This window comes from Burkholderia sp. NLJ2 (assembly GCF_049487195.1).
Taxonomy (GTDB): Bacteria; Pseudomonadota; Gammaproteobacteria; order Burkholderiales; family Burkholderiaceae; genus Burkholderia; species Burkholderia pyrrocinia.
On record NZ_CP137808.1, the window covers coordinates 434,341 to 454,991 of the forward strand.

The window sequence follows — 20,651 nt, forward strand, 5'->3', positions numbered from 1 at the left end:
CGGTTATTTTACGATCGCGATGCGGTCGGCCAAAAAAGGCCGCAGGTTCGTGCGAGAAGGCGAGAAGGCGAGAAGGCGGGAAGGCGGGGGCGATGCCGCGTCAGAGCGTCAGGCCGCCGTCGACATGGATGACCTGGCCGGTGATCTGCCGCGCCGCGTCCGACAGCAGGAAGGCGATCAATGCGGCGACGTCGTCGGGTTCGGCGATCCGGCCGAGCGGTGTCGCCTGTTCGGCCTGTGCCCACGCGGCGGCGTTGCCGGCGCTCGGCCCGTGGTCCTTGCGCGTGAAGCCCGGCGCGACCGCGTTGACGGTGATGCCGCGCGCGGCGAATTCGGCGGCCGCGGTGCGTACCAGCGATTCAAGCGCGGCCTTCGCGGCGGCGGTGGCCGCGAACGGCGCGTCGGCGCGGTAGCGATGCGCAACGAACGAACTGACCGCGACGATCCGCGGCGCGGCCGACGCTTCGAGCAGCGGTCGCGCGCGGCCCGCGAGCGCGGAGAACGCGCCGGGCATCGCCGCGAAGGCGGACGCGAGCCCATCCGCGGAAAGATCGGAAAAGGCCTGCCGCGCGGCGAAGCCCGCATTCGCGACGAGCTGGTCGAGCCCGCCGAAGCGCGCGGCGGTTGCATCGACGAGCGTGGCGGCGACGCCCGGCTCGGCGAGATCGCCGGTGAGCGTGATGCACTCCGCGCCGGCCGCCGTGCAGGCGTGCTCGACGTCGGCGAGCCGGGCCCGCGCCGTGTCGGTCGCGCCGCGCGCGTGCAGCGCCAGCGCGATGCCGGGCGCCGCGAGCCGCCGCGCGAGCGCCGCGCCGATCCCCGAGCCTGCGCCGGTGATCAGCGCGATGCGCGCGGCGCGTGCGTTCACGCGGCGACCTTGTCGCTGACGTTCACGCGCTCGACGTTGATCGTGCCGATGTGGAACGCGGCCAGCGACTCGCGGTGCGCGATGCTGACGATCGCGGCTTTCGGCAGCCGTTCGGCGAACAGGTGGTAGAGGCGTGCCTCGTTGTCGGCGTCGAGCGCGCTGGTCGCTTCGTCGAGGAACAGGAAGTCGGGCTTGTGCAGCAGCACGCGTGCGCCGGCCAGACGCTGCTGCTCGCCCGGCGACAGCACGCGCGTCCAGTGCGCGGTTTCGCCGAGGCGCTCGACGTAATCTTCGAGGCGGCATGCGCGCAGTGCGTCGCGGCACGCGTCGTCGCTGAATGTATCGGGCGTCGCCGGATAGGTGAGCGCGGCCTTCAGCGTGCCGATCGGCAAATAGCTCGTCTGCGGCACGAACATCATCCGCGCGCCGACCGGCGCGTCGATCGCGCCGTCGCCGAACGGCCACAGCCCCGCGAGCGCGCGCATGAACGTGCTCTTGCCGGAACCCGACTTGCCGATCACGAGCCAGCGCGAACCCGGCTCGATCGTCACGTTGCCGATGTTCGCGAGCGCATTGCCGTTCGGCAGCGCGAGCTTGAGCGACGACGTCGACAGTTTCGCCGCATCGACGTAGTGCAGGTTGATGCCGCCGTGCTCGGTCGCGGGCGACAGGCTTTCCTTCAGGTGCGACGTGCCCATCACGCGCTTGAACTCGCGCAGACGGTTGACGGTGGCGCGCCATTCGACGAGGGTCGAGTAGCTGTTGATGAACCACGAGAACGAATCGCTGACGGTGCCGAACGCGGACGAGATCTGCATCAGCACGCCGAACGAGAATGCGCCCGCGAAATAGCGCGGCGCGGCGACGACGAGCGGGAAGATGATCGCGATCTGCCCGTAGAAGCTCAGCACGAACGTGAGCCGCTTCGTGTACTTCATCACGCGCCACCAGTTGTCGCGGATGCGCATGAAGAGGGTTTGCGCGTTGCCGGTCTCGGTTTTCTCGCCGTCGTAGAACGCGATCTGCTCGGCGTTCTCGCGCACGCGGATCAGCCCGAAGCGGAAGTCGGCCTCGACGCGCTGCTGCTGGTAGTTGATCGACACGAGCGGATGGCCGACCTTCTGGATGATCAGCGAGCCGACCACCGCGTACAGTGCGGCCGCCCACACCATGTAGCCGGGAATCGCGATCGGCGTGGCGCCGAGCGTGATCGTCAGCGCGCCGGCGAGCGACCACAGGATCGTGATGAACGACACGAGCGTGACGACCGTCGACAGCAGGTCGAGCGACAGTGCGAGTGTCGTGGTCGCGAACGACTGGAGGTCGTCGGTGATCCGCTGGTCGGGGTTGTCCGCGAGGCGGTCACGCTCGATCCGGTAGAACGCGCGATCGCCGAGCCACTGGCCGAGAAAACGGTCGGTGAGCCACTGGCGCCAGCGGAAGCCGAGCATCTGCCGCAGGTAGCGGCCGTACACGGCGAGGATGATGAAGCCGAACGCGAGCGCGGAGAACTGCATCAGCAGGTTCGGGAAGTCGTGGACGTCCTTCGACTGCAGCGCGTTGTAGAACTCGGCGTTCCACTTATTCAGCCGGACGTTGATCCAGACCACGCAGAGGTTCATCGCGATGATCGTGACCAGCAGGCCCCACGCGAATTTCCATTCGGACGATACCCAGTAGGGCTTGATGAGGCTCCATGCGGATACCGGGCGCTCGTCCTGCGGCGCGTCGGAGGCGGCGGAGCGGACGGGATCGATCGATTGGGTCATGTGCTTCCTGATGAGTAGCCGGCGCGCGGGCCGGGCGAAGCCGGGCGCGCGCCGCGATACGGCATGCCGGGGCGCGACGCCGACTGACGGCGGGCGTCCGGATGGTCGCCCGCGCGTCTTAAACGGCGCTTAAGGGCCGGCGGTGACGCGGCAACCGGCCGCTCGTGCGGCCGGCCTGCGGGCATTGTGCCAGAGCGGCGCAGCGCGACGGCGAATTTGCCGCAAGGGGGACAGTTTGCGGCGCTTTCCGCTTTTATGGTCTAATGGCCGACGACGAAACAGGGGTGCTTCGTGCGCGGCCGGCAGATGTTCCAGGCGGCGCGGCGAGGCTGAGAAAGACCCTTCGCACCCGATCCGGGTAATACCGGCGAGGGAAGTTTCTGATCCCGCCGGGCCGCGCTGGCTGCCATCCCACATGGTCAGCGCCCGAGTCCCGCCCGGCCGGCCTTTGCTGCCGGTTTCGTCCTTTTGGGTACGCGCATTGCGCGTTACGGAAGGAATGATGACCGCACAATCTTCAGTCTTTTGCATGGCTCCCGGCCCGAGGTCGCGTGCGTTCGCACGGGACGGCGGGTGCGCGTCGACCTTCGTCGTGCGCGCCCGCGCGGTTCGCGAGGAGCGTGCGCGATGAACATCCAGGATTCACGGCCGGATTTCGCGGTGCTCGGCGGCGGCCTCGTCGGCCGCCTGATCGCATGGCGGCTCGCGGGCGACGGGCATCGCGTCGCACTCTACGAGCGCGGCGGCCCGGACGGCGAGCAGTCGGCCGCGTGGGTGGCAGCCGCGATGCTCGCGCCGCTCGCGGAAGCGGCGAGCGCGGAGCTGCTGATCACCGAGCTCGGCGCCGCGTCGCTCGCACGCTGGCCGCAATGGCTCGCCGAACTGCCCGAACCCGTGTTCTTCCAGCATCACGGCACGCTCGTCGTCTGGCATCACGCGGACCGCGCCGAGGCGCCGCTGTTCGAGCGGCGGGTGCGCGCGAACGCGCCGGCCGAGCTGTTCGACGGCGGTTTCGTCACGCTCGCCGGCGCGCAGGTCGATGCGGCCGAGCCCGCGCTCGCGGGTCGCTTCGCGCGCGGGCTGCTGCTGCCGCGCGAAGGCCAGCTCGACAACCGCCAGGCGCTGCGCGCGCTCGCGGCGGGCCTCGGCGAACGCGGCGTCGACCTGCACTGGCACGTCACGCTCGACGATGCGAACCTGCCCGACGCACATTTCACGATCGATTGCCGCGGACTCGGCGCGAAATCCGCGCTGCCCGCGCTGCGCGGCATCCGCGGCGAAGTCGCGCGCGTGCATGCGCCCGGCATCGGGCTCACGCGGCCCGTGCGGCTGCTGCATCCGCGCTATCCGCTGTACATCGCGCCGAAGCAGGACGATCTCTACGTGATCGGCGCGACCGAGGTGGAGGGCGAGGACATGTCGCCCGTCAGCGTGCGCTCCGCGCTCGAGCTGCTGAGCGCGGCGTTCTCCGTGCATCCGGCGTTCGGCGAGGCGCGCATCCTCGAACTCAATGCGCAGTGCCGGCCGACGCTGCCCGATCATCGCCCGGCGGTGATCTGGGACGGCGCGTCGACGCTCGCCGTCAATGGCCTGTACCGGCACGGCTTCATGATCGCGCCGGAAGTCGCGCACGCGGCGGTCGCATTCGCCGAAGCCGCGCTCGGCGGCGCGTTTGGCGATGCCGACGCGTTTGCCGCGTGGCGCGACGCCGCGCGCTGGCCGACGCTCCTTCATCACCGCAACGACGCGCGCCAGCCGGCCTGACGCGCGCCGCCGACCGAATCCGACGAAGCCTCATGGATATTCAGATCAACCAACAGACCCTGACGCTGCCCGACGGCGCGACGGTGGCCGACGCGCTCGCCGCGTACGGCGCGCGTCCGCCGTACGCGGTCGCGTTGAACGGCAACTTCGTCGCGCGCACGCAGCATGCGGCGCGCGCGCTCGCGGCGGGCGACAAGCTCGACGTCGTGCACCCCGTCGCGGGCGGCTGAGCGCCGCCGGTTCGTCCCCGCACTTCCAGGAAAACGACATGACGTCCCTCACATCCGCCGACGCGCTGACGCTGTACGGCGAAACCTTCGCAAGCCGCGTGCTGCTCGGCACGTCGCGCTATCCGTCGCTGCAGTCGCTGTCCGATTCGATCGCCGCGTCGCGGCCGGGGATGGTGACGGTCGCGCTGCGCCGCCAGATGACGGGCGGCACGGCCGAAGCCGGCTTCTTCGACCTGCTCAAGCGCCACGCGGTGCCGCTGCTGCCGAACACGGCCGGCTGCCAGACCGTCGCCGAGGCCGTGACGACCGCGCACATGGCGCGCGAGGTGTTCGGCACCGACTGGATCAAGCTCGAGCTGATCGGCGACGACTACACGCTGCAGCCCGACCCGGTCGGGTTGATCGAGGCCGCCGCGCAACTGGTGAGGGACGGTTTCAAGGTGCTGCCGTACTGCACCGAGGATCTCGTGATCGGCCGGCGCCTGCTCGACGTCGGCTGCGAGGCGCTGATGCCGTGGGGCGCGCCGATCGGCACGGGCAAGGGCGTCGTGAACCCGTACGGCCTGCGCGTGCTGCGCGAGCGGCTGCCCGACGTGCCGCTGATCGTCGACGCGGGGCTCGGCGTGCCGTCGCACGCGTGCCAGGTGATGGAATGGGGCTTCGACGGCGTGCTGCTGAACACGGCCGTGTCGCAGGCCACGCACCCCGAGATCATGGCGCGCGCCTTTGCGCAGGGCGTCGAGGCCGGTCGCGCCGCGTATCTCGCCGGGCCGATGGACGCGCGCGAGACCGCGCACGCGAGCACGCCGGTCGTCGGGATGCCGTTCTGGCACCAGGACGGGGGCGGCGCATGAGCGCGCGCTTCGCCGATACATTCTGGCCGCCGGCCGACGAACTGGCCGAAGCGGCCGAACGGATCCGCGCACGGCTCGGCGACTGGCCGGGCGGCGCGGCGCCGTGCCGGCTCTGCATGGCGGCACCCGACGCGCCGGCCGTCGGTGACGTGCTGATCGTGTCGACCGGTGACCGCACCGCGCAGGCGCGCGCGTCGGCCGCATCGCGGCCCGCGTCGCCGGACGCGGTCGCGATCGAATTCGACGAGCAGGGCGCGGTGCTGCACGCGGCGGGCGCGCGCTACGCGCTCGACGCCGCGCATCCGCTCGCGGACGACTGGATCGCGGCGCTTGCCGCATTTCTCGATTGCGGTTTCGCGCCGGTCGACGCGCTGGTGCTCGCGCTGGCGTGGCGCGACGGCGACGAAACGCGCGCGACCGACGCATGGCCGGTCGACGCCGCACGGTTCCCGCGCGTCGCCGGGCTGCCGGCCGCGCCCGAGCCCGCGTTCGCGCCATGCCCCGCGCAGCTCGGCCTTTATCCGGTCGTGCCGGATGCCGAATGGGTCGAACGCGTGCTCGATTGCGGCGTGCGGACCGTGCAATTGCGCGTGAAAGGCGCGACGCCGGACGCGTTGCGCCGGGAAATCGCCCGTGCGGTCGCGGCCGGGCGCCGTTATCCCGATGCCCGTGTGTTCATCAACGATCACTGGCAGATCGCTGCAGATGAAGGCGCGTACGGTGTTCATCTGGGCCAGGAAGATCTCGAAACGGCCGATCTGGCCGCGATCGCGCGCGCGGGCCTGCGGCTCGGACTATCGAGCCATGGTTATTACGAAATGTTGCGGGCGCTGCACGAGCGCCCGAGCTATCTCGCGCTCGGCCCCGTGTACGCGACCGCGACCAAGGCCGTCGCCGCACCGCCGCAGGGCCTTGCACGGATTGCCCGCTACGCGCGCTTTGCGGGCGCGCGGGTGCCGCTCGTCGCGATCGGCGGGGTGGGGCTCGACGCGCTGCCGGACGTGCTGGCGACGGGCGTCGGCAGCGTCGCGGTGGTCAGCGCTGTCACGGGCGCAGCCGACTATCGGACTGCGCTTATTGCGCTGCAGCAATGTTTTCCCGGACAATTTGACAATCATTGACCGCAGGGCCCGGAACGGCGTCACGACATCATTCCAATGCAGGCCCTATAATTCGGCGTTCTGCGTAAAAGGACTGCCAGCTCCGTGAGCCCCACTCCTACCGAGACCCTGCTGGAACTTCGCGACGTCGACTTTGGCTACGGCGACCGCCTCGTCCTGTCCAACCTGAACCTGCGCTTCGGGCGCGGGCAGGTCGTTGCGGTCATGGGCGGCTCGGGTTGTGGCAAGACGACCGTGCTGCGCCTGATCGGCGGCCTCGTGCGCGCGCGCCGTGGCCAGGTGCTGTTCGACGGCGCCGATGTCGGCGCGCAAACACGCGACGGCCTGTATGCGCTGCGCCGCAAGATGGGCATGCTGTTCCAGTTCGGCGCGTTGTTTACCGACATGTCGGTGTTCGAGAACGTCGCGTTCGCGCTGCGCGAGCACACCGACCTGCCCGAAGACCTGATTCGCGACCTCGTGCTGATGAAGCTCAACGCGGTCGGTCTGCGCGGCGCGCGCGACCTGATGCCGTCCGAGGTGTCGGGGGGGATGGCGCGCCGCATCGCGCTGGCGCGCGCGATCGCGCTCGATCCGCAGCTCATCATGTACGACGAGCCGTTCGCGGGCCTCGATCCGATTTCGCTCGGCATCACCGCGAACCTGATCCGCACGCTGAACCAGGCGCTCGGCGCGACGTCGATTCTCGTCACGCACGACGTGCCGGAATCGTTCGCGATTGCCGACTACGTGTATTTTCTGGCCAACGGCGGCGTGCTCGCGCAGGGCACGCCCGACGAGCTGCGCGCGTCGACCGACCCGAGCGTGCGGCAGTTCATCGACGGCGCGCCGGACGGCCCGTTCAAATTTCATTACACGAGCCCGCCGCTCGCAGCGGATTTCGGGCTTGGCGGAGGGCGCGCATGATCAGCGCGATCGGACGTTACGTCATCGGCGGCCTCGAGCGCACGGGCTACGGCACGCGCCTGTTCGTGCGCCTCGTGCTGGAATTCTTCCCGCTGCTGCGCCGGCCGCGGCTCGTCACGAAGCAGATCCACTTCCTCGGCAACTATTCGTTCGTGATCATTGCCGTGTCGGGGCTGTTCGTCGGTTTCGTGCTCGGCCTGCAGGGGTATTACACGCTGAACCGCTACGGGTCCGAGCAGGCGCTCGGCCTGCTGGTCGCGCTGTCGCTCGTGCGCGAGCTTGGGCCCGTCGTCACCGCGCTGCTGTTCGCGGGACGCGCTGGCACGTCGCTCACGGCCGAGATCGGCCTGATGAAGGCCGGCGAGCAGCTCACCGCGCTCGAGATGATGGCGGTCGACCCGATCAAGACGGTGATCGCGCCGCGCATGTGGGCCGGGATCATCGCGATGCCGCTGCTGGCCGCGATTTTCAGTGCGGTCGGTGTGCTCGGCGGCTATATCGTCGGCGTCATACTGATCGGCGTCGATCCGGGCGCGTTCTGGTCGCAGATGCAGGGCGGGGTCCAGGTCTGGGCCGACGTCGGCAACGGCGTGCTGAAGAGCATCGTGTTCGGGTTCGCCGTGACCTTCATTGCGCTGTACCAGGGGTATGAAGCGAAGCCCACGCCCGAAGGCGTGTCGCGCGCGACCACCAAGACGGTCGTGTTCGCGTCGCTCGCCGTACTCGGCCTCGATTTCCTGCTGACCGCGCTGATGTTCAGCTAAGCCTCAGCCAAGCCATATTTTGGGATGACGATGAAAAAGACTGCTCTCGACTTCTGGGTCGGCCTGTTCGTGGTGGTGGGCTTCCTTGCGGTGCTGTTCCTGGCGCTGAAGGTCGGCAACATGAGCTCGCTGTCGTTTCAGCCGACCTATGCGGTGAAGATGAAATTCGACAATATCGGCGGGCTGAAGCCGCGCGCGGCCGTGAAGAGTGCCGGCGTCGTGGTCGGCCGCGTGAAGTCGATCGGCTTCGATACGAACACCTACCAGGCGCTCGTGACGATCGATGTCGACGGCCAGTATCCGTTCCCGAAGGATTCGTCGGCGAAGATCCTGACGTCGGGCCTGCTCGGCGAGCAATATATCGGCCTCGATCCGGGCGGCGACACGGAAATGCTGAAGGCGGGCGATACGATCACGATGACGCAGTCGGCGATCGTGCTCGAGAACCTGATCGGCCAGTTCCTGTACAGCAAGGCCGCCGATGCGGGCGGCGCGAAACCGGCAGCCGGCGCGCCGGCCGCGCCCGCACCGGTAGCGGTGCCGGCGTCCGCAGTATCCGCCGCGCCCGGTTCGGCAGCGCAATAACCACACGAGAGAATACAAGAGGGGAATGACCATGCAGACGATCCGCATCAGGCACGCCGCGCTCGCGGTGGCGGCAGTCGCCGCGTTGAGCGGCTGCGCGACCGTGCAGACGCCGACCAAGGGCGATCCGCTCGAAGGCTTCAACCGGACGATGTACAAGTTCAACGATACGGTCGACACGTATGCGCTGAAGCCGGTCGCGCAGGGTTACCAGAAGGTCGTGCCGCAGCCGGTGCGCGACAGCGTGACGAACTTCTTCTCGAACATCGGCGACGTTTACGTCGCCGCGAACAACCTCGTGCAGTTGCGGATCGCGGACGGCGTCGGCGACATCATGCGCGTCGTGATCAACACGGTGTTCGGCGTCGGCGGCCTGTTCGACGTCGCGACGATCGCGAAGCTGCCGAAACACACGGCCGACTTCGGGGTCACGATGGGCCGCTATGGCATGCCGGCGGGCCCGTATCTCGTGCTGCCGCTGCTCGGCCCGAGCACGGTGCGCGACACGGCCGGCCTCGGTGTCGACTACGTCGGCAACCCTCTGACCTATGTGAAGCCGGACAGCCTGAGCTGGGGCCTGTTCGGCGTGAATCTCGTCAACACGCGCTCGAACCTGCTCGGCGCGGGCGACGTGCTGGATGCCGCGGCGCTCGACAAGTATTCGTTCGTGCGCAACGCGTACCTGCAGCGCCGCCAGATGCTGATCGACAACGCGCGTGGCGAGGCCGGCTCGACGGCGAGCAACGACGCGCTGCCGAAGTACGACCTGCCGGACGACGGTGCGGCACCGGCGGCAGCGGGCGCGGCGGGTGCGGCAGCACCGGCGGGCGCATCGGGCGCGGCAGTGGCTGCGCCGGCGTCGGGCACGGCTGTTGCGCCGAACCCGGCAAGCGAAACGAATGTGCCGCCGATGCAGGTGGCGCCGCCGTCGCCGGGCGGGTTCCGCTTCCCGAGCATCCGGCTGCACTGACGGATTTACATTCGTTACAGCCGGAAACGATTCAGTCGGTAGCGCGTGCGAACTTGCGCGTAAGCTACCGTCTCCAACCTTTGCATCGACTCATTCATGCAGGTCACCATGATGAAAAAACTGTTCCTGATTCCTGTTTTCGCGGCGCTGTTCTCGTTCGGCACCGCAGCTCACGCGCAAGTCGACCAGTCGAACCCGCAGGCGCTGATCAAGACGGCGACGCAGCAGGTGCTCGACGAAGTCAAGGCGCAGACGATCAAGCAGGGCGACACCAACCGCATCATTACGATCGTCAACAAGGACATCCTGCCGTACACCGATTTCCGCCGCACCACGCAGCTCGCGATGGGCCGCAACTGGCGCACGGCGACGGCCGAGCAGCAGCAGCAGGTTCAGGAGCAGTTCAAGCTGCTGCTGATCCGCACGTATTCGGGTGCGCTCGCGCAGCTGAAGCCGGACCAGCAGATTCAGTACCCGCCGTTCCGCGCAGATCCGGCCGATACCGATGTCGTGGTCAAGACGGTCGCGATGAACAACGGCCAGCCGGTGCAGATCGATTACCGTCTGTACAAGTCGGCGAGCGGCTGGAAGGTGTATGACCTGAACGTGCTCGGCGCGTGGCTGATCCAGACGTACCAGCAGCAGTTCAACGAGAAGATCCAGCAAAGCGGCGTGGACGGCCTGATCCAGTTCCTGACGCAGCGCAACCAGCAACTTGCCGCCGGCAAGCAAGCGTCGTGAGCGGCTTCGAAGCCGGCTCCTCGCTGACCGTCGCGAGCGCGAAGTCCGCGCTCGCGGACGGTCTTGCGCGCGTCGACGCGGGTGCGACCGCCGTCGATTGCGCGGCGCTGACGCAGTTCGACTCGTCCGCGCTCGCCGTGCTGCTCGCATGGCAGCGTGCCGCCAAATCGCGCGGCGCGATCCTCGACATCCTCAATCTTCCCCCGAAGCTCGCCAGCCTCGCGCGCGCCTATGGCGTCGACGCGCTCATCGACGGCGCCGGGCGACATTGACCCTGTCCGACCGGAGCCTGCCGCGCCAGCCGGCGCGCGCAAGCTTCAGGCCGCGCGCCTTCTGCGCCGGCTCCACCAGCCGGTTTGCCCTATAATCAAGCGTTTTGCGGGGCAGCCAATCGGCGTCCGGCCCCCATTTTCTTTCGCAGCAAGCACAGAATAGGCGTCGCGGCCATTGCGTCGCGCACAGTCATGTCAGCCATAGAAATCCGTCACGTCAAGAAGCGCTACAAGTCGCTTCAGGCGCTCAAGGGCGTCAGCCTGTCGGTCGAGGAAGGCGAGTTTTTCGGTCTGCTCGGCCCCAACGGCGCAGGCAAGACCACGCTCATCAGTATCCTCGCCGGGCTGGCCCGGGCCGACGAAGGCAGTATCTCGGTGCGCGGCCACGACGTCGTCAAGGACTTCCGTGGTGCGCGCCGCGCACTCGGCGTCGTGCCGCAGGAGCTCGTGTTCGACCCGTTCTTCACCGTCCGCGAGACGCTGCGGATCCAGTCCGGCTATTTCGGGCTGCGCCGCAACGACGACTGGATCGATGAAGTGATGGCCAATCTCGATCTCACCGAGAAGGCAGACGCGAACATGCGCGCGCTGTCGGGCGGGATGAAGCGCCGCGTGCTCGTCGCGCAGGCGCTCGTGCACCGGCCGCCGGTGATCGTGCTCGACGAACCGACCGCCGGCGTCGACGTCGAATTGCGCCAGACGCTGTGGAAATTCATCTCGCGCCTGAACCGCGAGGGCCACACGATCGTGCTGACCACCCATTACCTCGAGGAAGCCGAGTCGCTGTGCGACCGCATCGCGATGCTGCGCCGTGGCGAAGTGGTCGCGCTCGACCGCACCGACGCGCTGCTGCGCCGCTTCGCGGGGCTGCAGCTCTACCTGCGCCTGGCGACCGGCGCGCTGCCGGCCGAACTGCGCGGGCTGGAGACCGACCCGGCCGCGCGCGCGCCGGGCGAGCACCTGCTGCGCCTCACGAGCTATGACGATGTCGAACGCATCCTCGCGCAGTGCCGCGCAGCGGGCTGCACGTTCGACGAGATCGAGGTCCGCAAGGCCGACCTCGAGGATGTGTTCGTCCAGGTGATGAACGGGGCCGAGGTCGTCGAGGGATTGGCATGAAACAAGAACCCCCACGCTCTCTGCGTTCGCTGCCCCCCGAGGGGGCGCCCGGCACTCTTGGGGCGGCCCGGCGAGTGCCGGGAAGCGGTTTTCGAACGCTGTTCTACAAGGAACTCCTGCGCTTCTGGAAGGTGTCGTTCCAGACGGTGTGTGCGCCGATCGTGACGGCGCTGCTGTATCTGACGATTTTCGGCCACGCGCTGTCGGGCCGCGTCGAGGTGTATCCGGGCGTCGAGTACGTGAGCTTTCTCGTGCCGGGCCTCGTGATGATGAGCGTGCTGCAGAACGCGTTCGCGAACAGCTCGTCGTCGCTGATCCAGTCGAAGATCACCGGCAACCTGGTGTTCATGCTGTTGCCGCCGCTGTCGTACCGCGACATCTTCGGCGCGTACGTGCTCGCGTCCGTCGTGCGCGGGCTCGCGGTCGGTGCGGGCGTGTTCGTCGTGACGATCTGGTTTATCCCGATGCATTTCGCGGCGCCGCTGTTCATCATTGCGTTCGCGCTGCTCGGCTCGGCGATCCTCGGCACGCTCGGCTTGATCGCCGGGATCTGGGCCGAGAAGTTCGACCAGCTCGCCGCGTTCCAGAACTTCCTGATCATGCCGCTGACGTTCCTGTCCGGCGTGTTCTATTCGACGCACTCGCTGCCGCCCGTGTGGCGCGAGATCTCGCGTCTCAATCCGTTTTTCTACATGATCGACGGCTTCCGTTTCGGGTTCTTCGGCGCGTCCGACATCAACCCGTTCGCGAGCCTCGCGATCGTCGCCGGTTTCTTCGTGCTGCTCGCGATGGTCGCGATGCGGCTGCTCGCGACCGGCTACAAACTGCGTCATTGATATCGACAGGCAGCGGCCGCCCCGGGGCGGCGCACGCCGACAGGAGCCTTACACCATGTTGCCGACTCCCGAACAGGTCAAGCAATACATCGCCGGCGGTCTCGCCTGCACGCATCTGGAAGTCGAAGGCGACGGCCAGCATTTCTTCGCGACGATCGTGTCGGCGGCCTTCGAGGGCAAGCGGCCGATCCAGCGGCACCAGCTCGTCTATGCGGCGCTCGGCGATCGCATGAAACAGGAAATTCACGCGCTCAGCATGAAGACGCTGACGCCCGCCGAATGGCAGAACGCATAACCGGAAATCACTGAGTGCAAGTCACCGTCAACGAGCGCGACGCCGTCCAGAGCGTCGCCACGGCACACCCGGCCGCCAACGGGGAATTGCAGGGACATGGGATGGACAAGCTCGCGATCGAAGGCGGCCGCCGCCTGTCCGGCGAGATCGTCGTGTCGGGCGCGAAGAACGCCGCGCTGCCGATCCTGTGCGCGGGCTTGCTCACCGCCGATCCGGTCGAGCTCGACAACGTGCCGAACCTCAAGGACGTGCGCACCACGCTGAAGGTGCTGAACCAGATGGGCGTGAAGAGCGAGACCGACGGCTGCCGCGTGCAGCTCGACGCGTCGCGCGTCGACAACCTCGTGGCGCCGTACGAGCTCGTGAAGACGATGCGCGCGTCGATCCTCGTGCTCGGGCCGCTGCTCGCGCGCTTCGGCGAAGCGAAGGTGTCGCTGCCGGGCGGCTGCGCGATCGGCGCGCGCCCGGTCGACCAGCACATCAAGGGCCTGCAGGCGATGGGCGCCGAGATCAGCATCGAGCACGGCTTCATCGAAGCGCGCGCGAAGCGCTTGAAGGGCGCGCGCATCGTGACCGACATGATCACGGTGACGGGGACGGAAAACCTGCTGATGGCCGCGACGCTCGCGGACGGCGAGACGGTGATCGAGAACGCAGCCCGCGAACCCGAAGTGAGCGATCTCGCGCACTTGCTGGTCGAGATGGGCGCGAAAATCGACGGCATCGGCACCGATCGCCTCGTGATCCAGGGCGTCGAGCGGCTGCACGGCGCGCGCCATTCGGTGATCCCCGACCGCATCGAGGCCGGCACGTTCCTGTGCGCGGTCGCGGCGGCGGGTGGCGACGTGATGCTGACGGGCGTGCGCCCGCACATCCTCGACGCGGTGATCGACAAGCTGCGCGAAGCCGGCGTGTCGATCGAGGAAGGCGACAGCTGGCTGCGCGTGAAGATGGACCGCCGGCCGTCGGCGGTGACGATCCGCACGTCGGAATACCCGGCGTTCCCGACCGACATGCAGGCGCAGTTCATGGCCCTCAATACGGTCGCGACGGGCACCGCGCAGGTCGTCGAAACGATTTTCGAAAACCGCTTCATGCACGTGCAGGAGCTGAACCGGCTCGGCGCGAACATCACGATCGACGGCAACACGGCGCTCGTGACGGGTGTCGAGAAACTGTCGGGCGCGAACGTGATGGCGACCGACCTGCGTGCGTCGGCGAGCCTCGTGATCGCCGGGCTGCGTGCCGACGGCGAAACGCTCGTCGACCGCATCTATCACCTGGACCGCGGTTACGACCGCATGGAAGCCAAACTGACCGCCGTCGGCGCGAACGTGCGCCGCCTCTCCGGGAGCCAAGCATGAGCGTGCCGCTGACCCTCGCCCTGTCGAAGGGCCGGATTTTCGAGGAAACCCTGCCGCTGCTCGCCGCGGCCGGCGTGCAGGTGGCCGAGGATCCGGAAACGTCGCGCAAGCTGATCCTGCCGACGACGGACCCGAACCTGCGCGTGATCATCGTGCGCGCGAGCGACGTGCCGACCTATGTCGAATACGGCGCGGCCGACTTCGGCGTGGCCGGCAAGGACGTGCTGGTCGAGCACGGCGGCTCGGGCCTGTACCAGCCGATCGATCTGAACATTGCGCGCTGCCGGATGTCGGTGGCCGTGCCGGCCGGCTTCGACTACGCGAACGCGGTGCGCCAGGGCGCGCGCCTGCGGGTCGCGACGAAGTACGTCGAAACGGCGCGCGAGCACTTCGCGGCGAAGGGCGTGCACGTCGACCTGATCAAGCTGTACGGCTCGATGGAACTCGCGCCGCTGGTCGGCCTGGCCGACGCGATCGTCGACCTCGTCAGCTCGGGCGGCACGCTGAAGGCGAACAATCTGGTCGAGGTCGAGGAGATCATGGCGATCTCGTCGCGCCTCGTCGTGAACCAGGCTGCGCTGAAGTTGAAGCGCGCGGCGCTCAAGCCGATCCTCGACGCGTTCGAACGCGCGTCGCAGAATGGCGGTTGAGCGCATCACCGTAACGGAACTCCCATGGCCATCACCATCCGCAAACTCGATTCGACGAGCGAAGGCTTCGACGCCACGCTGCGTGCGGTGCTCGCATTCGAAGCGAGCGAAGACGCGGCGATCGAGCAATCGGTCGCGCAGATCCTCGCCGACGTGAAGTCGCGCGGCGACGCCGCGGTGCTCGAGTACACGAACCGTTTCGACCGGCTGAACGCGGACAGCGTCGCCGCGCTGGAACTGCCGCAAGAAGCGCTGCAGACGGCGCTCGACGGCCTCGCGCCGAAGGCGCGCGCGGCACTGGAAGCGGCCGCGGCGCGCGTGCGCGCGTACCACGAGAAGCAGAAGATCGAGTGCGGCACGCATAGCTGGCAGTACACGGAAAGCGACGGCACGGTGCTCGGCCAGAAGGTCACGCCGCTCGACCGCGTCGGCCTGTACGTGCCGGGCGGCAAGGCCGCGTATCCGTCGTCGGTGCTGATGAACGCGATTCCCGCGCGCGTCGCGGGTGTCGGCGAGATCGTGATGGTCGTGCCGACGCCGGACGGCGTGAAGAACGACCTCGTGCTCGCCGCGGCGCTGCTCGGCGGTGTCGATCGCGTGTTCACGATCGGCGGCGCGCAGGCGGTCGCTGCGCTCGCGTACGGCACGGCAACGGTGCCGCCCGTCGACAAGATCTGCGGGCCCGGCAATGCGTACGTCGCGTCGGCGAAGCGCCGCGTGTTCGGCACGGTCGGCATCGACATGATCGCCGGGCCGTCGGAAATCCTCGTACTGTGCGACGGCACGACCGATCCGAACTGGGTCGCGATGGACCTGTTCTCGCAGGCCGAGCACGACGAACTCGCGCAGTCGATCCTGCTGTGCCCGGACGCCGCGTTCCTCGAGCGCGTCGAGAAGGCGATCAATGAGCTGCTGCCGTCGATGTCGCGCCAGGACGTGATCCGCGCGTCGCTCGAAGGCCGCGGCGCGCTGATCAAGGTGCGCGACATGGCCGAGGCATGCCGGATCGCGAACGATATCGCGCCCGAGCATCTGGAAATTTCGGCGCTGGAACCTCAGCAATGGGGCCAGCAGATCCGCCACGCGGGCGCGATCTTCCTCGGCCGCTACACGAGCGAGAGCCTCGGCGACTACTGCGCGGGCCCGAACCACGTGCTGCCGACGTCGCGCACCGCGCGTTTTTCGTCGCCGCTCGGCGTGTACGACTTCATCAAGCGCTCGAGCCTGATCGAAGTCAGCGCCGAAGGCGCGCAGACGCTCGGCGAGATCGCGTCCGAGCTTGCGTACGGCGAGGGGCTGCAGGCGCACGCGAAGAGCGCCGAGTTCCGGATGAAGGGGTAACCCGCGCGTTCTGCGCGGGGGCCGGGTGCGGGCGCTGCGGCGCCGGCGCCGGCTGGGGAGACGCAGCGCAGGGCGGCAGCCGCCGCCTTGCCGACCAATTTGATGCCGGCGCGATGCACGCCGGCTTGAGACCATGACGACGCCACAAGACATCATCCGCCGCGACGTGCTCGCGATGACGAGCTACCCGGTGCCGGACGCGAGCGGGTTCGTGAAGCTCGACGCGATGGAGAATCCGTATCCGCTGCCCGAACCGCTCGCCGCGGCGCTCGGCGAGCGTCTCGCACAGGTTGCGCTGAACCGCTACCCGGCGCCGCGCCCGTCCGCGCTGCTCGACAAGCTGCGCCACGCGATGGGCGTGCCGGCCGCATGCGACGTGCTGCTCGGCAACGGGTCGGACGAAATCATCAGCATGATCTCGGTCGCGTGCGCGCAGCCGGGCGCGAAGGTGCTCGCGCCGGTGCCGGGCTTCGTGATGTACGAATTGTCCGCGAAGCTCGCGCAGCTCGAATTCGTCGGTGTGCCGCTGAAGGCCGACCTGACGCTCGACGTCGACGCGATGCTCGCCGCGATTGCCGAGCACCGGCCGGCGATCGTCTATCTCGCGTACCCGAACAACCCGACCGGCACGCTGTACGACGATGCCGACGTCGAGCGGATCGTCGCGGCCGCGCGGCACAGCCTGATCGTGATCGACGAGGCGTACCAGCCGTTCGCGGAGCGCTCGTGGTTGCCGCGCGCCGCCGAGTTCGACAACGTCGTCGTGATGCGCACGGTGTCGAAGCTCGGCCTCGCGGGCATCCGCCTCGGTTATCTCGTCGGGCGGCACGCGTGGCTGACCGAATTCGACAAGGTGCGCCCGCCGTACAACATCAACGTGCTGACCCAGGCGACCGCCGATTTCCTGCTCGACCACCTCGACGTGCTCGACGCGCAGGCGGCCGAACTGCGCGCGGAACGCACACGCCTCGCGCAGGCCGTGGCCGCGCTGCCGGGCGCGACGGTGTTCCCGAGCGCCGGCAATTTCCTGCTGGTGCGCGTGCCGGATGCGGCTGCCGTGTTCGACGCGCTGCTCACCGAGCGGGTGCTGGTCAAAAACGTGAGTAAAATGCATCCGTTACTGGCCGAATGCGTGCGGCTGACCGTCGGTTCTCCCGACGAAAACGCCCGCCTGCTGGCCGCTTTGAAACTCGCGCTGCCCGGTTGAGCCCAGGGCGCGGCGGCGCGCGACGATCAATCCCCATTTACATCAGACTCAATCAAGGAATTGCCATGCGTGTGGCGGAAGTCGTTCGCAATACCAGCGAAACGCAGATCCGTGTGAAGCTCGATCTCGACGGCACAGGCCGGCAGAAGCTGGCCACCGGGGTGCCGTTTCTCGACCATATGCTCGACCAGATCGCGCGACACGGTCTGGTCGATCTCGAGGTCGAAGCGCATGGCGACACGCATATCGACGACCACCATACGGTCGAGGATGTCGGCATCACGCTCGGGCAGGCCGTCGCGAAGGCGATCGGCGACCGCAAGGGCATCCGCCGCTACGGCCATTCGTACGTGCCGCTCGACGAGGCGCTGTCGCGCGTCGTGATCGACTTCTCGGGCCGGCCGGGCCTCGAATTCCACGTGCCGTTCACGCGTGCGCGGATCGGCACGTTCGACGTCGACCTGTCGATCGAGTTCTTCCGCGGTTTCGTGAACCACGCGGGCGTCACGCTGCACATCGACAACCTGCGCGGGATCAACGCGCACCATCAGCTCGAGACGGTGTTCAAGGCCTTCGGCCGTGCGCTGCGCGCGGCGGTGGAGCTGGACGAGCGTGCGGCGGGGCAGATCCCGTCGACGAAAGGCAGCCTCTGAACTTCCGAACGGACGGACGCTAAGGACAACCTCACGCCTTCGGTGCGCGGCGCCGGCTTGCGATGGATCTGCTCAAATCGTTCATTTCGCTGCTTGCGCTGATCAACCCGATCGGCGCGGTGCCGTTCTTCCTGAGCCTGACGGCGCAGCAGACGGACATCGAGCGGCGCCGCACGATCCGGATCGCGTCGGTGTCGGTGTTCTGCGTGATGACGGTGACGACGCTGCTCGGGCAGCAGATCATCGACTTCTTCGGCATTTCGGTCGGCTCGCTCGAAGTGGGCGGCGGGATCATCATGCTGCTGATGGCGATCAACATGCTGAACGCGCAGATCGGCAACACGCGATCGACGCCGGAGGAGCGCCACGAGGCGGAACTGAAGGACAACATCGCGGTCGTGCCGCTGGCGATTCCGCTGCTCACGGGCCCCGGCTCGATCAGCACGGTGATCATCTATGCGGCCAACTCGCGTCACTGGTATGAGCGGGCCGGGCTGGTCGCGATCGGCGCGGTCCTGGCCTTGCTGTGTTTCGTCGCGATGCGGCTCGCCGAGCCGATCGCGAACTGGATCGGCCGCACGGGCATCAACATCGCCACGCGGCTGATGGGTCTGATGCTGTCGGCGCTGGCGGTGGAATTCATCGTCAATGGACTGAGGGCGCTACTGCCTGCACTGAGATGAAAACTTCGATTGCGATTGTGGATTATGGGATGGGCAACCTGCGCTCGGTCGCGCAGGCGCTCAAGAAGGCCGAACCGGCCGCCGACGTGGCGATCGTCGACACGCCGGCCGCGATTCGCGCGGCCGACCGCGTCGTGCTGCCCGGCCAGGGCGCGATGCCCGACTGCATGCGGTGCCTCGGCGAATCGGGCCTGCAGGAGGCCGTGATCGAGGCGTCGCGCACGAAGCCGCTGCTCGGCGTGTGCGTCGGCGAGCAGATGCTGTTCGACTGGAGCGCGGAAGGCGACACGAAGGGCCTCGGCCTGCTGCCCGGCAAGGTCGTGCGTTTCGAGCTCGACGGCCGGCTGCAGGACGACGGCTCGCGCTTCAAGGTGCCGCAGATGGGCTGGAACCGCGTGCGTCAGTCGCAGCCGCACCCGCTGTGGGACGGCGTGCCCGACGAAGCGTATTTCTACTTCGTGCACAGCTATTACGTGACGCCGGACAACCCGGCGCATACGGTGGGCGAAACGGCATACGGCGCGCCGTTTACGTCCGCGGTCGCGCGGGATAACCTCTTCGCGACCCAATTCCACCCCGAGAAAAGCGCGGAGGTCGGGTTGCGTCTGTATCGCAACTTCGTACACTGGAAACCGTGAACGTCGCATACGTGCCACAATCGGCGGGCCGGAAAGGCCTGTCGCGCGGGGCTCGCGTGCCTAAGCGCCGAAAGAGTTGTACTAAACTAGCGAGACGGCGCAGTACCGGATTGGCCGGTACGCGCCGGATTCTTTTCTTCTTCCACGACGACACCCGATTGCTATGTTGCTGATTCCGGCCATCGATCTCAAAGACGGTCAGTGTGTGCGCCTCAAACAGGGCGATATGGACCAGGCCACGATTTTCTCCGAGGACCCGGCGGCGATGGCCCGCAAGTGGGTCAATCTCGGCGCCCGGCGGCTCCATCTGGTCGACCTGAACGGCGCGTTCGCCGGCAAGCCGAAGAATCTCGAGGCGATCGAAGCGATCCTCGACGAAGTCGGCGATGAAATCCCCGTACAGCTCGGCGGCGGCATCCGCAGCCTCGAGACGATCGAGAAGTACCTCGACGCGGGCCTGTCCTACGTGATCATCGGCACGGCGGCCGTGAAGGACCCGGGCTTCCTGCAGGACGCGTGCACCGCGTTCGCCGGCAGCATCATCGTCGGGCTGGACGCGAAGGACGGCAAGGTCGCGACCGACGGCTGGAGCAAGCTGACGGGCCACGAGGTGATCGACCTCGCGCAGAAGTTCGAGGACTACGGCGTTGAATCGATCGTCTACACGGACATCGGCCGCGACGGGATGCTGCAGGGCATCAACATCGAGGCGACCGTGAAGCTTGCGCAGGCGGTCGGCATCCCGGTGATCGCGAGCGGCGGCCTGTCGAACCTCACGGACATCGAGAATCTGTGCGAAGTGGAAGAGCACGGCGTCGAAGGCGTGATCTGCGGCCGTGCGATCTACTCCGGCGATCTCGATTTCGCGGCCGCGCAAAAGCGCGCGGACGAACTGAACGGCGAACTCGACAACGCGTAAGCGCGGTTGTCCCGTTCGCCGGGGCCGCCCGCAGGCGGTCCCGACCGGAAGCCTCGCGCGAGGCTTCCGCAACCGGCCGTCCCAGCGCGGCATTTGGCGCAA

At 67.9% G+C, this 20,651-nt stretch carries 23 protein-coding genes and 1 riboswitch; of the genes, 21 read left to right on the forward strand and 2 right to left on the reverse strand.

Going from position 1 to position 20,651, the window contains the following annotated elements:
* Window positions 1–100 precede the first annotated feature (100 nt).
* A complete protein-coding gene (locus R9B84_RS01955) occupies window positions 101–868 on the reverse strand; it encodes an SDR family NAD(P)-dependent oxidoreductase (RefSeq protein ID WP_423759024.1) in 768 nt (255 codons plus the stop codon).
* On the reverse strand, window positions 865–2,637 hold the full coding sequence (locus tag R9B84_RS01960; protein ID WP_423759025.1) for an ABC transporter ATP-binding protein/permease: 1,773 nt from the start codon (window positions 2,635–2,637) through the stop codon (window positions 865–867). The genes R9B84_RS01955 and R9B84_RS01960 overlap by 4 nt, the downstream gene beginning before the upstream one ends.
* Window positions 2,638–2,907: 270 nt before the next feature.
* Window positions 2,908–3,030: riboswitch (TPP riboswitch) on the forward strand.
* A 234-nt stretch (window positions 3,031–3,264) separates the two neighbouring features.
* On the opposite strand from R9B84_RS01960, the gene R9B84_RS01965 reads away from it, so the two are divergent.
* From R9B84_RS01965 to hisA, 21 genes are all read left to right on the forward strand, one after another.
* Window positions 3,265–4,401, forward strand: a complete 1,137-nt coding sequence (locus R9B84_RS01965; protein WP_423759026.1) for an FAD-dependent oxidoreductase — start codon at window positions 3,265–3,267, stop codon at window positions 4,399–4,401.
* Between the two features lie 32 nt (window positions 4,402–4,433).
* A complete protein-coding gene (thiS, locus tag R9B84_RS01970) occupies window positions 4,434–4,631 on the forward strand; it encodes a sulfur carrier protein ThiS (protein ID WP_027783340.1) in 198 nt (65 codons plus the stop codon).
* A 38-nt stretch (window positions 4,632–4,669) separates the two neighbouring features.
* The gene (locus R9B84_RS01975; protein ID WP_423759027.1) at window positions 4,670–5,485 is read left to right on the forward strand and encodes a thiazole synthase; all 816 of its coding nucleotides are present in this window, start codon (window positions 4,670–4,672) and stop codon (window positions 5,483–5,485) included.
* Entirely contained in the window at window positions 5,482–6,606 is a 1,125-nt protein-coding gene (gene thiE, locus R9B84_RS01980; RefSeq protein ID WP_423759028.1) for a thiamine phosphate synthase, read from the forward strand. The genes R9B84_RS01975 and thiE overlap by 4 nt, the downstream gene beginning before the upstream one ends.
* A gap of 84 nt (window positions 6,607–6,690) precedes the next feature.
* Window positions 6,691–7,512 (forward strand): ABC transporter ATP-binding protein, encoded by an 822-nt coding sequence (locus R9B84_RS01985; RefSeq protein ID WP_006477138.1) that lies wholly within the window; start codon window positions 6,691–6,693, stop codon window positions 7,510–7,512.
* On the forward strand, window positions 7,509–8,276 hold the full coding sequence (mlaE, locus tag R9B84_RS01990) for a lipid asymmetry maintenance ABC transporter permease subunit MlaE (RefSeq protein ID WP_096472289.1): 768 nt from the start codon (window positions 7,509–7,511) through the stop codon (window positions 8,274–8,276). Before R9B84_RS01985 ends, mlaE begins: the two co-directional genes overlap by 4 nt.
* Before the next feature lie 24 nt (window positions 8,277–8,300).
* Entirely contained in the window at window positions 8,301–8,861 is a 561-nt protein-coding gene (gene mlaD, locus R9B84_RS01995; RefSeq protein WP_423759029.1) for an outer membrane lipid asymmetry maintenance protein MlaD, read from the forward strand.
* A gap of 31 nt (window positions 8,862–8,892) precedes the next feature.
* Window positions 8,893–9,831, forward strand: a complete 939-nt coding sequence (locus R9B84_RS02000; RefSeq protein WP_423759945.1) for an MlaA family lipoprotein — start codon at window positions 8,893–8,895, stop codon at window positions 9,829–9,831.
* A 111-nt stretch (window positions 9,832–9,942) separates the two neighbouring features.
* Window positions 9,943–10,572 (forward strand): MlaC/ttg2D family ABC transporter substrate-binding protein, encoded by a 630-nt coding sequence (locus R9B84_RS02005; RefSeq protein ID WP_423759946.1) that lies wholly within the window; start codon window positions 9,943–9,945, stop codon window positions 10,570–10,572.
* On the forward strand, window positions 10,569–10,844 hold the full coding sequence (locus R9B84_RS02010; RefSeq protein WP_423759030.1) for an STAS domain-containing protein: 276 nt from the start codon (window positions 10,569–10,571) through the stop codon (window positions 10,842–10,844). The genes R9B84_RS02005 and R9B84_RS02010 overlap by 4 nt, the downstream gene beginning before the upstream one ends.
* Before the next feature lie 192 nt (window positions 10,845–11,036).
* Window positions 11,037–11,963 carry an ABC transporter ATP-binding protein gene (locus R9B84_RS02015; protein ID WP_321807771.1) on the forward strand — a complete coding sequence of 309 codons (927 nt, stop codon included), beginning with the start codon at window positions 11,037–11,039 and terminating at the stop codon, window positions 11,961–11,963.
* Window positions 11,960–12,799, forward strand: coding sequence for an ABC transporter permease (locus R9B84_RS02020; protein ID WP_235212542.1), 840 nt, complete (start codon window positions 11,960–11,962; stop codon window positions 12,797–12,799). The genes R9B84_RS02015 and R9B84_RS02020 overlap by 4 nt, the downstream gene beginning before the upstream one ends.
* A gap of 55 nt (window positions 12,800–12,854) precedes the next feature.
* Window positions 12,855–13,094, forward strand: a complete 240-nt coding sequence (locus tag R9B84_RS02025; protein WP_006477131.1) for a BolA family protein — start codon at window positions 12,855–12,857, stop codon at window positions 13,092–13,094.
* Between the two features lie 14 nt (window positions 13,095–13,108).
* On the forward strand, window positions 13,109–14,458 hold the full coding sequence (gene murA, locus R9B84_RS02030) for a UDP-N-acetylglucosamine 1-carboxyvinyltransferase (protein WP_047899620.1): 1,350 nt from the start codon (window positions 13,109–13,111) through the stop codon (window positions 14,456–14,458).
* On the forward strand, window positions 14,455–15,108 hold the full coding sequence (gene hisG, locus R9B84_RS02035; protein WP_034183648.1) for an ATP phosphoribosyltransferase: 654 nt from the start codon (window positions 14,455–14,457) through the stop codon (window positions 15,106–15,108). Before murA ends, hisG begins: the two co-directional genes overlap by 4 nt.
* A 24-nt stretch (window positions 15,109–15,132) precedes the next feature.
* On the forward strand, window positions 15,133–16,449 hold the full coding sequence (gene hisD, locus R9B84_RS02040; RefSeq protein WP_423759031.1) for a histidinol dehydrogenase: 1,317 nt from the start codon (window positions 15,133–15,135) through the stop codon (window positions 16,447–16,449).
* A gap of 133 nt (window positions 16,450–16,582) precedes the next feature.
* Window positions 16,583–17,656, forward strand: coding sequence for a histidinol-phosphate transaminase (gene hisC, locus R9B84_RS02045; RefSeq protein WP_423759032.1), 1,074 nt, complete (start codon window positions 16,583–16,585; stop codon window positions 17,654–17,656).
* A gap of 65 nt (window positions 17,657–17,721) precedes the next feature.
* Window positions 17,722–18,309 carry an imidazoleglycerol-phosphate dehydratase HisB gene (hisB, locus tag R9B84_RS02050; RefSeq protein ID WP_011546606.1) on the forward strand — a complete coding sequence of 196 codons (588 nt, stop codon included), beginning with the start codon at window positions 17,722–17,724 and terminating at the stop codon, window positions 18,307–18,309.
* Window positions 18,310–18,371: 62 nt separating this feature from the next.
* A complete protein-coding gene (locus tag R9B84_RS02055) occupies window positions 18,372–18,992 on the forward strand; it encodes a MarC family protein (RefSeq protein ID WP_072443888.1) in 621 nt (206 codons plus the stop codon).
* Window positions 18,989–19,630, forward strand: a complete 642-nt coding sequence (hisH, locus tag R9B84_RS02060; protein ID WP_423759033.1) for an imidazole glycerol phosphate synthase subunit HisH — start codon at window positions 18,989–18,991, stop codon at window positions 19,628–19,630. Before R9B84_RS02055 ends, hisH begins: the two co-directional genes overlap by 4 nt.
* Before the next feature lie 163 nt (window positions 19,631–19,793).
* Window positions 19,794–20,549 (forward strand): 1-(5-phosphoribosyl)-5-[(5-phosphoribosylamino)methylideneamino]imidazole-4-carboxamide isomerase, encoded by a 756-nt coding sequence (hisA, locus tag R9B84_RS02065; RefSeq protein ID WP_423759034.1) that lies wholly within the window; start codon window positions 19,794–19,796, stop codon window positions 20,547–20,549.
* The last annotated feature ends 102 nt before the right edge of the window (window positions 20,550–20,651 follow it).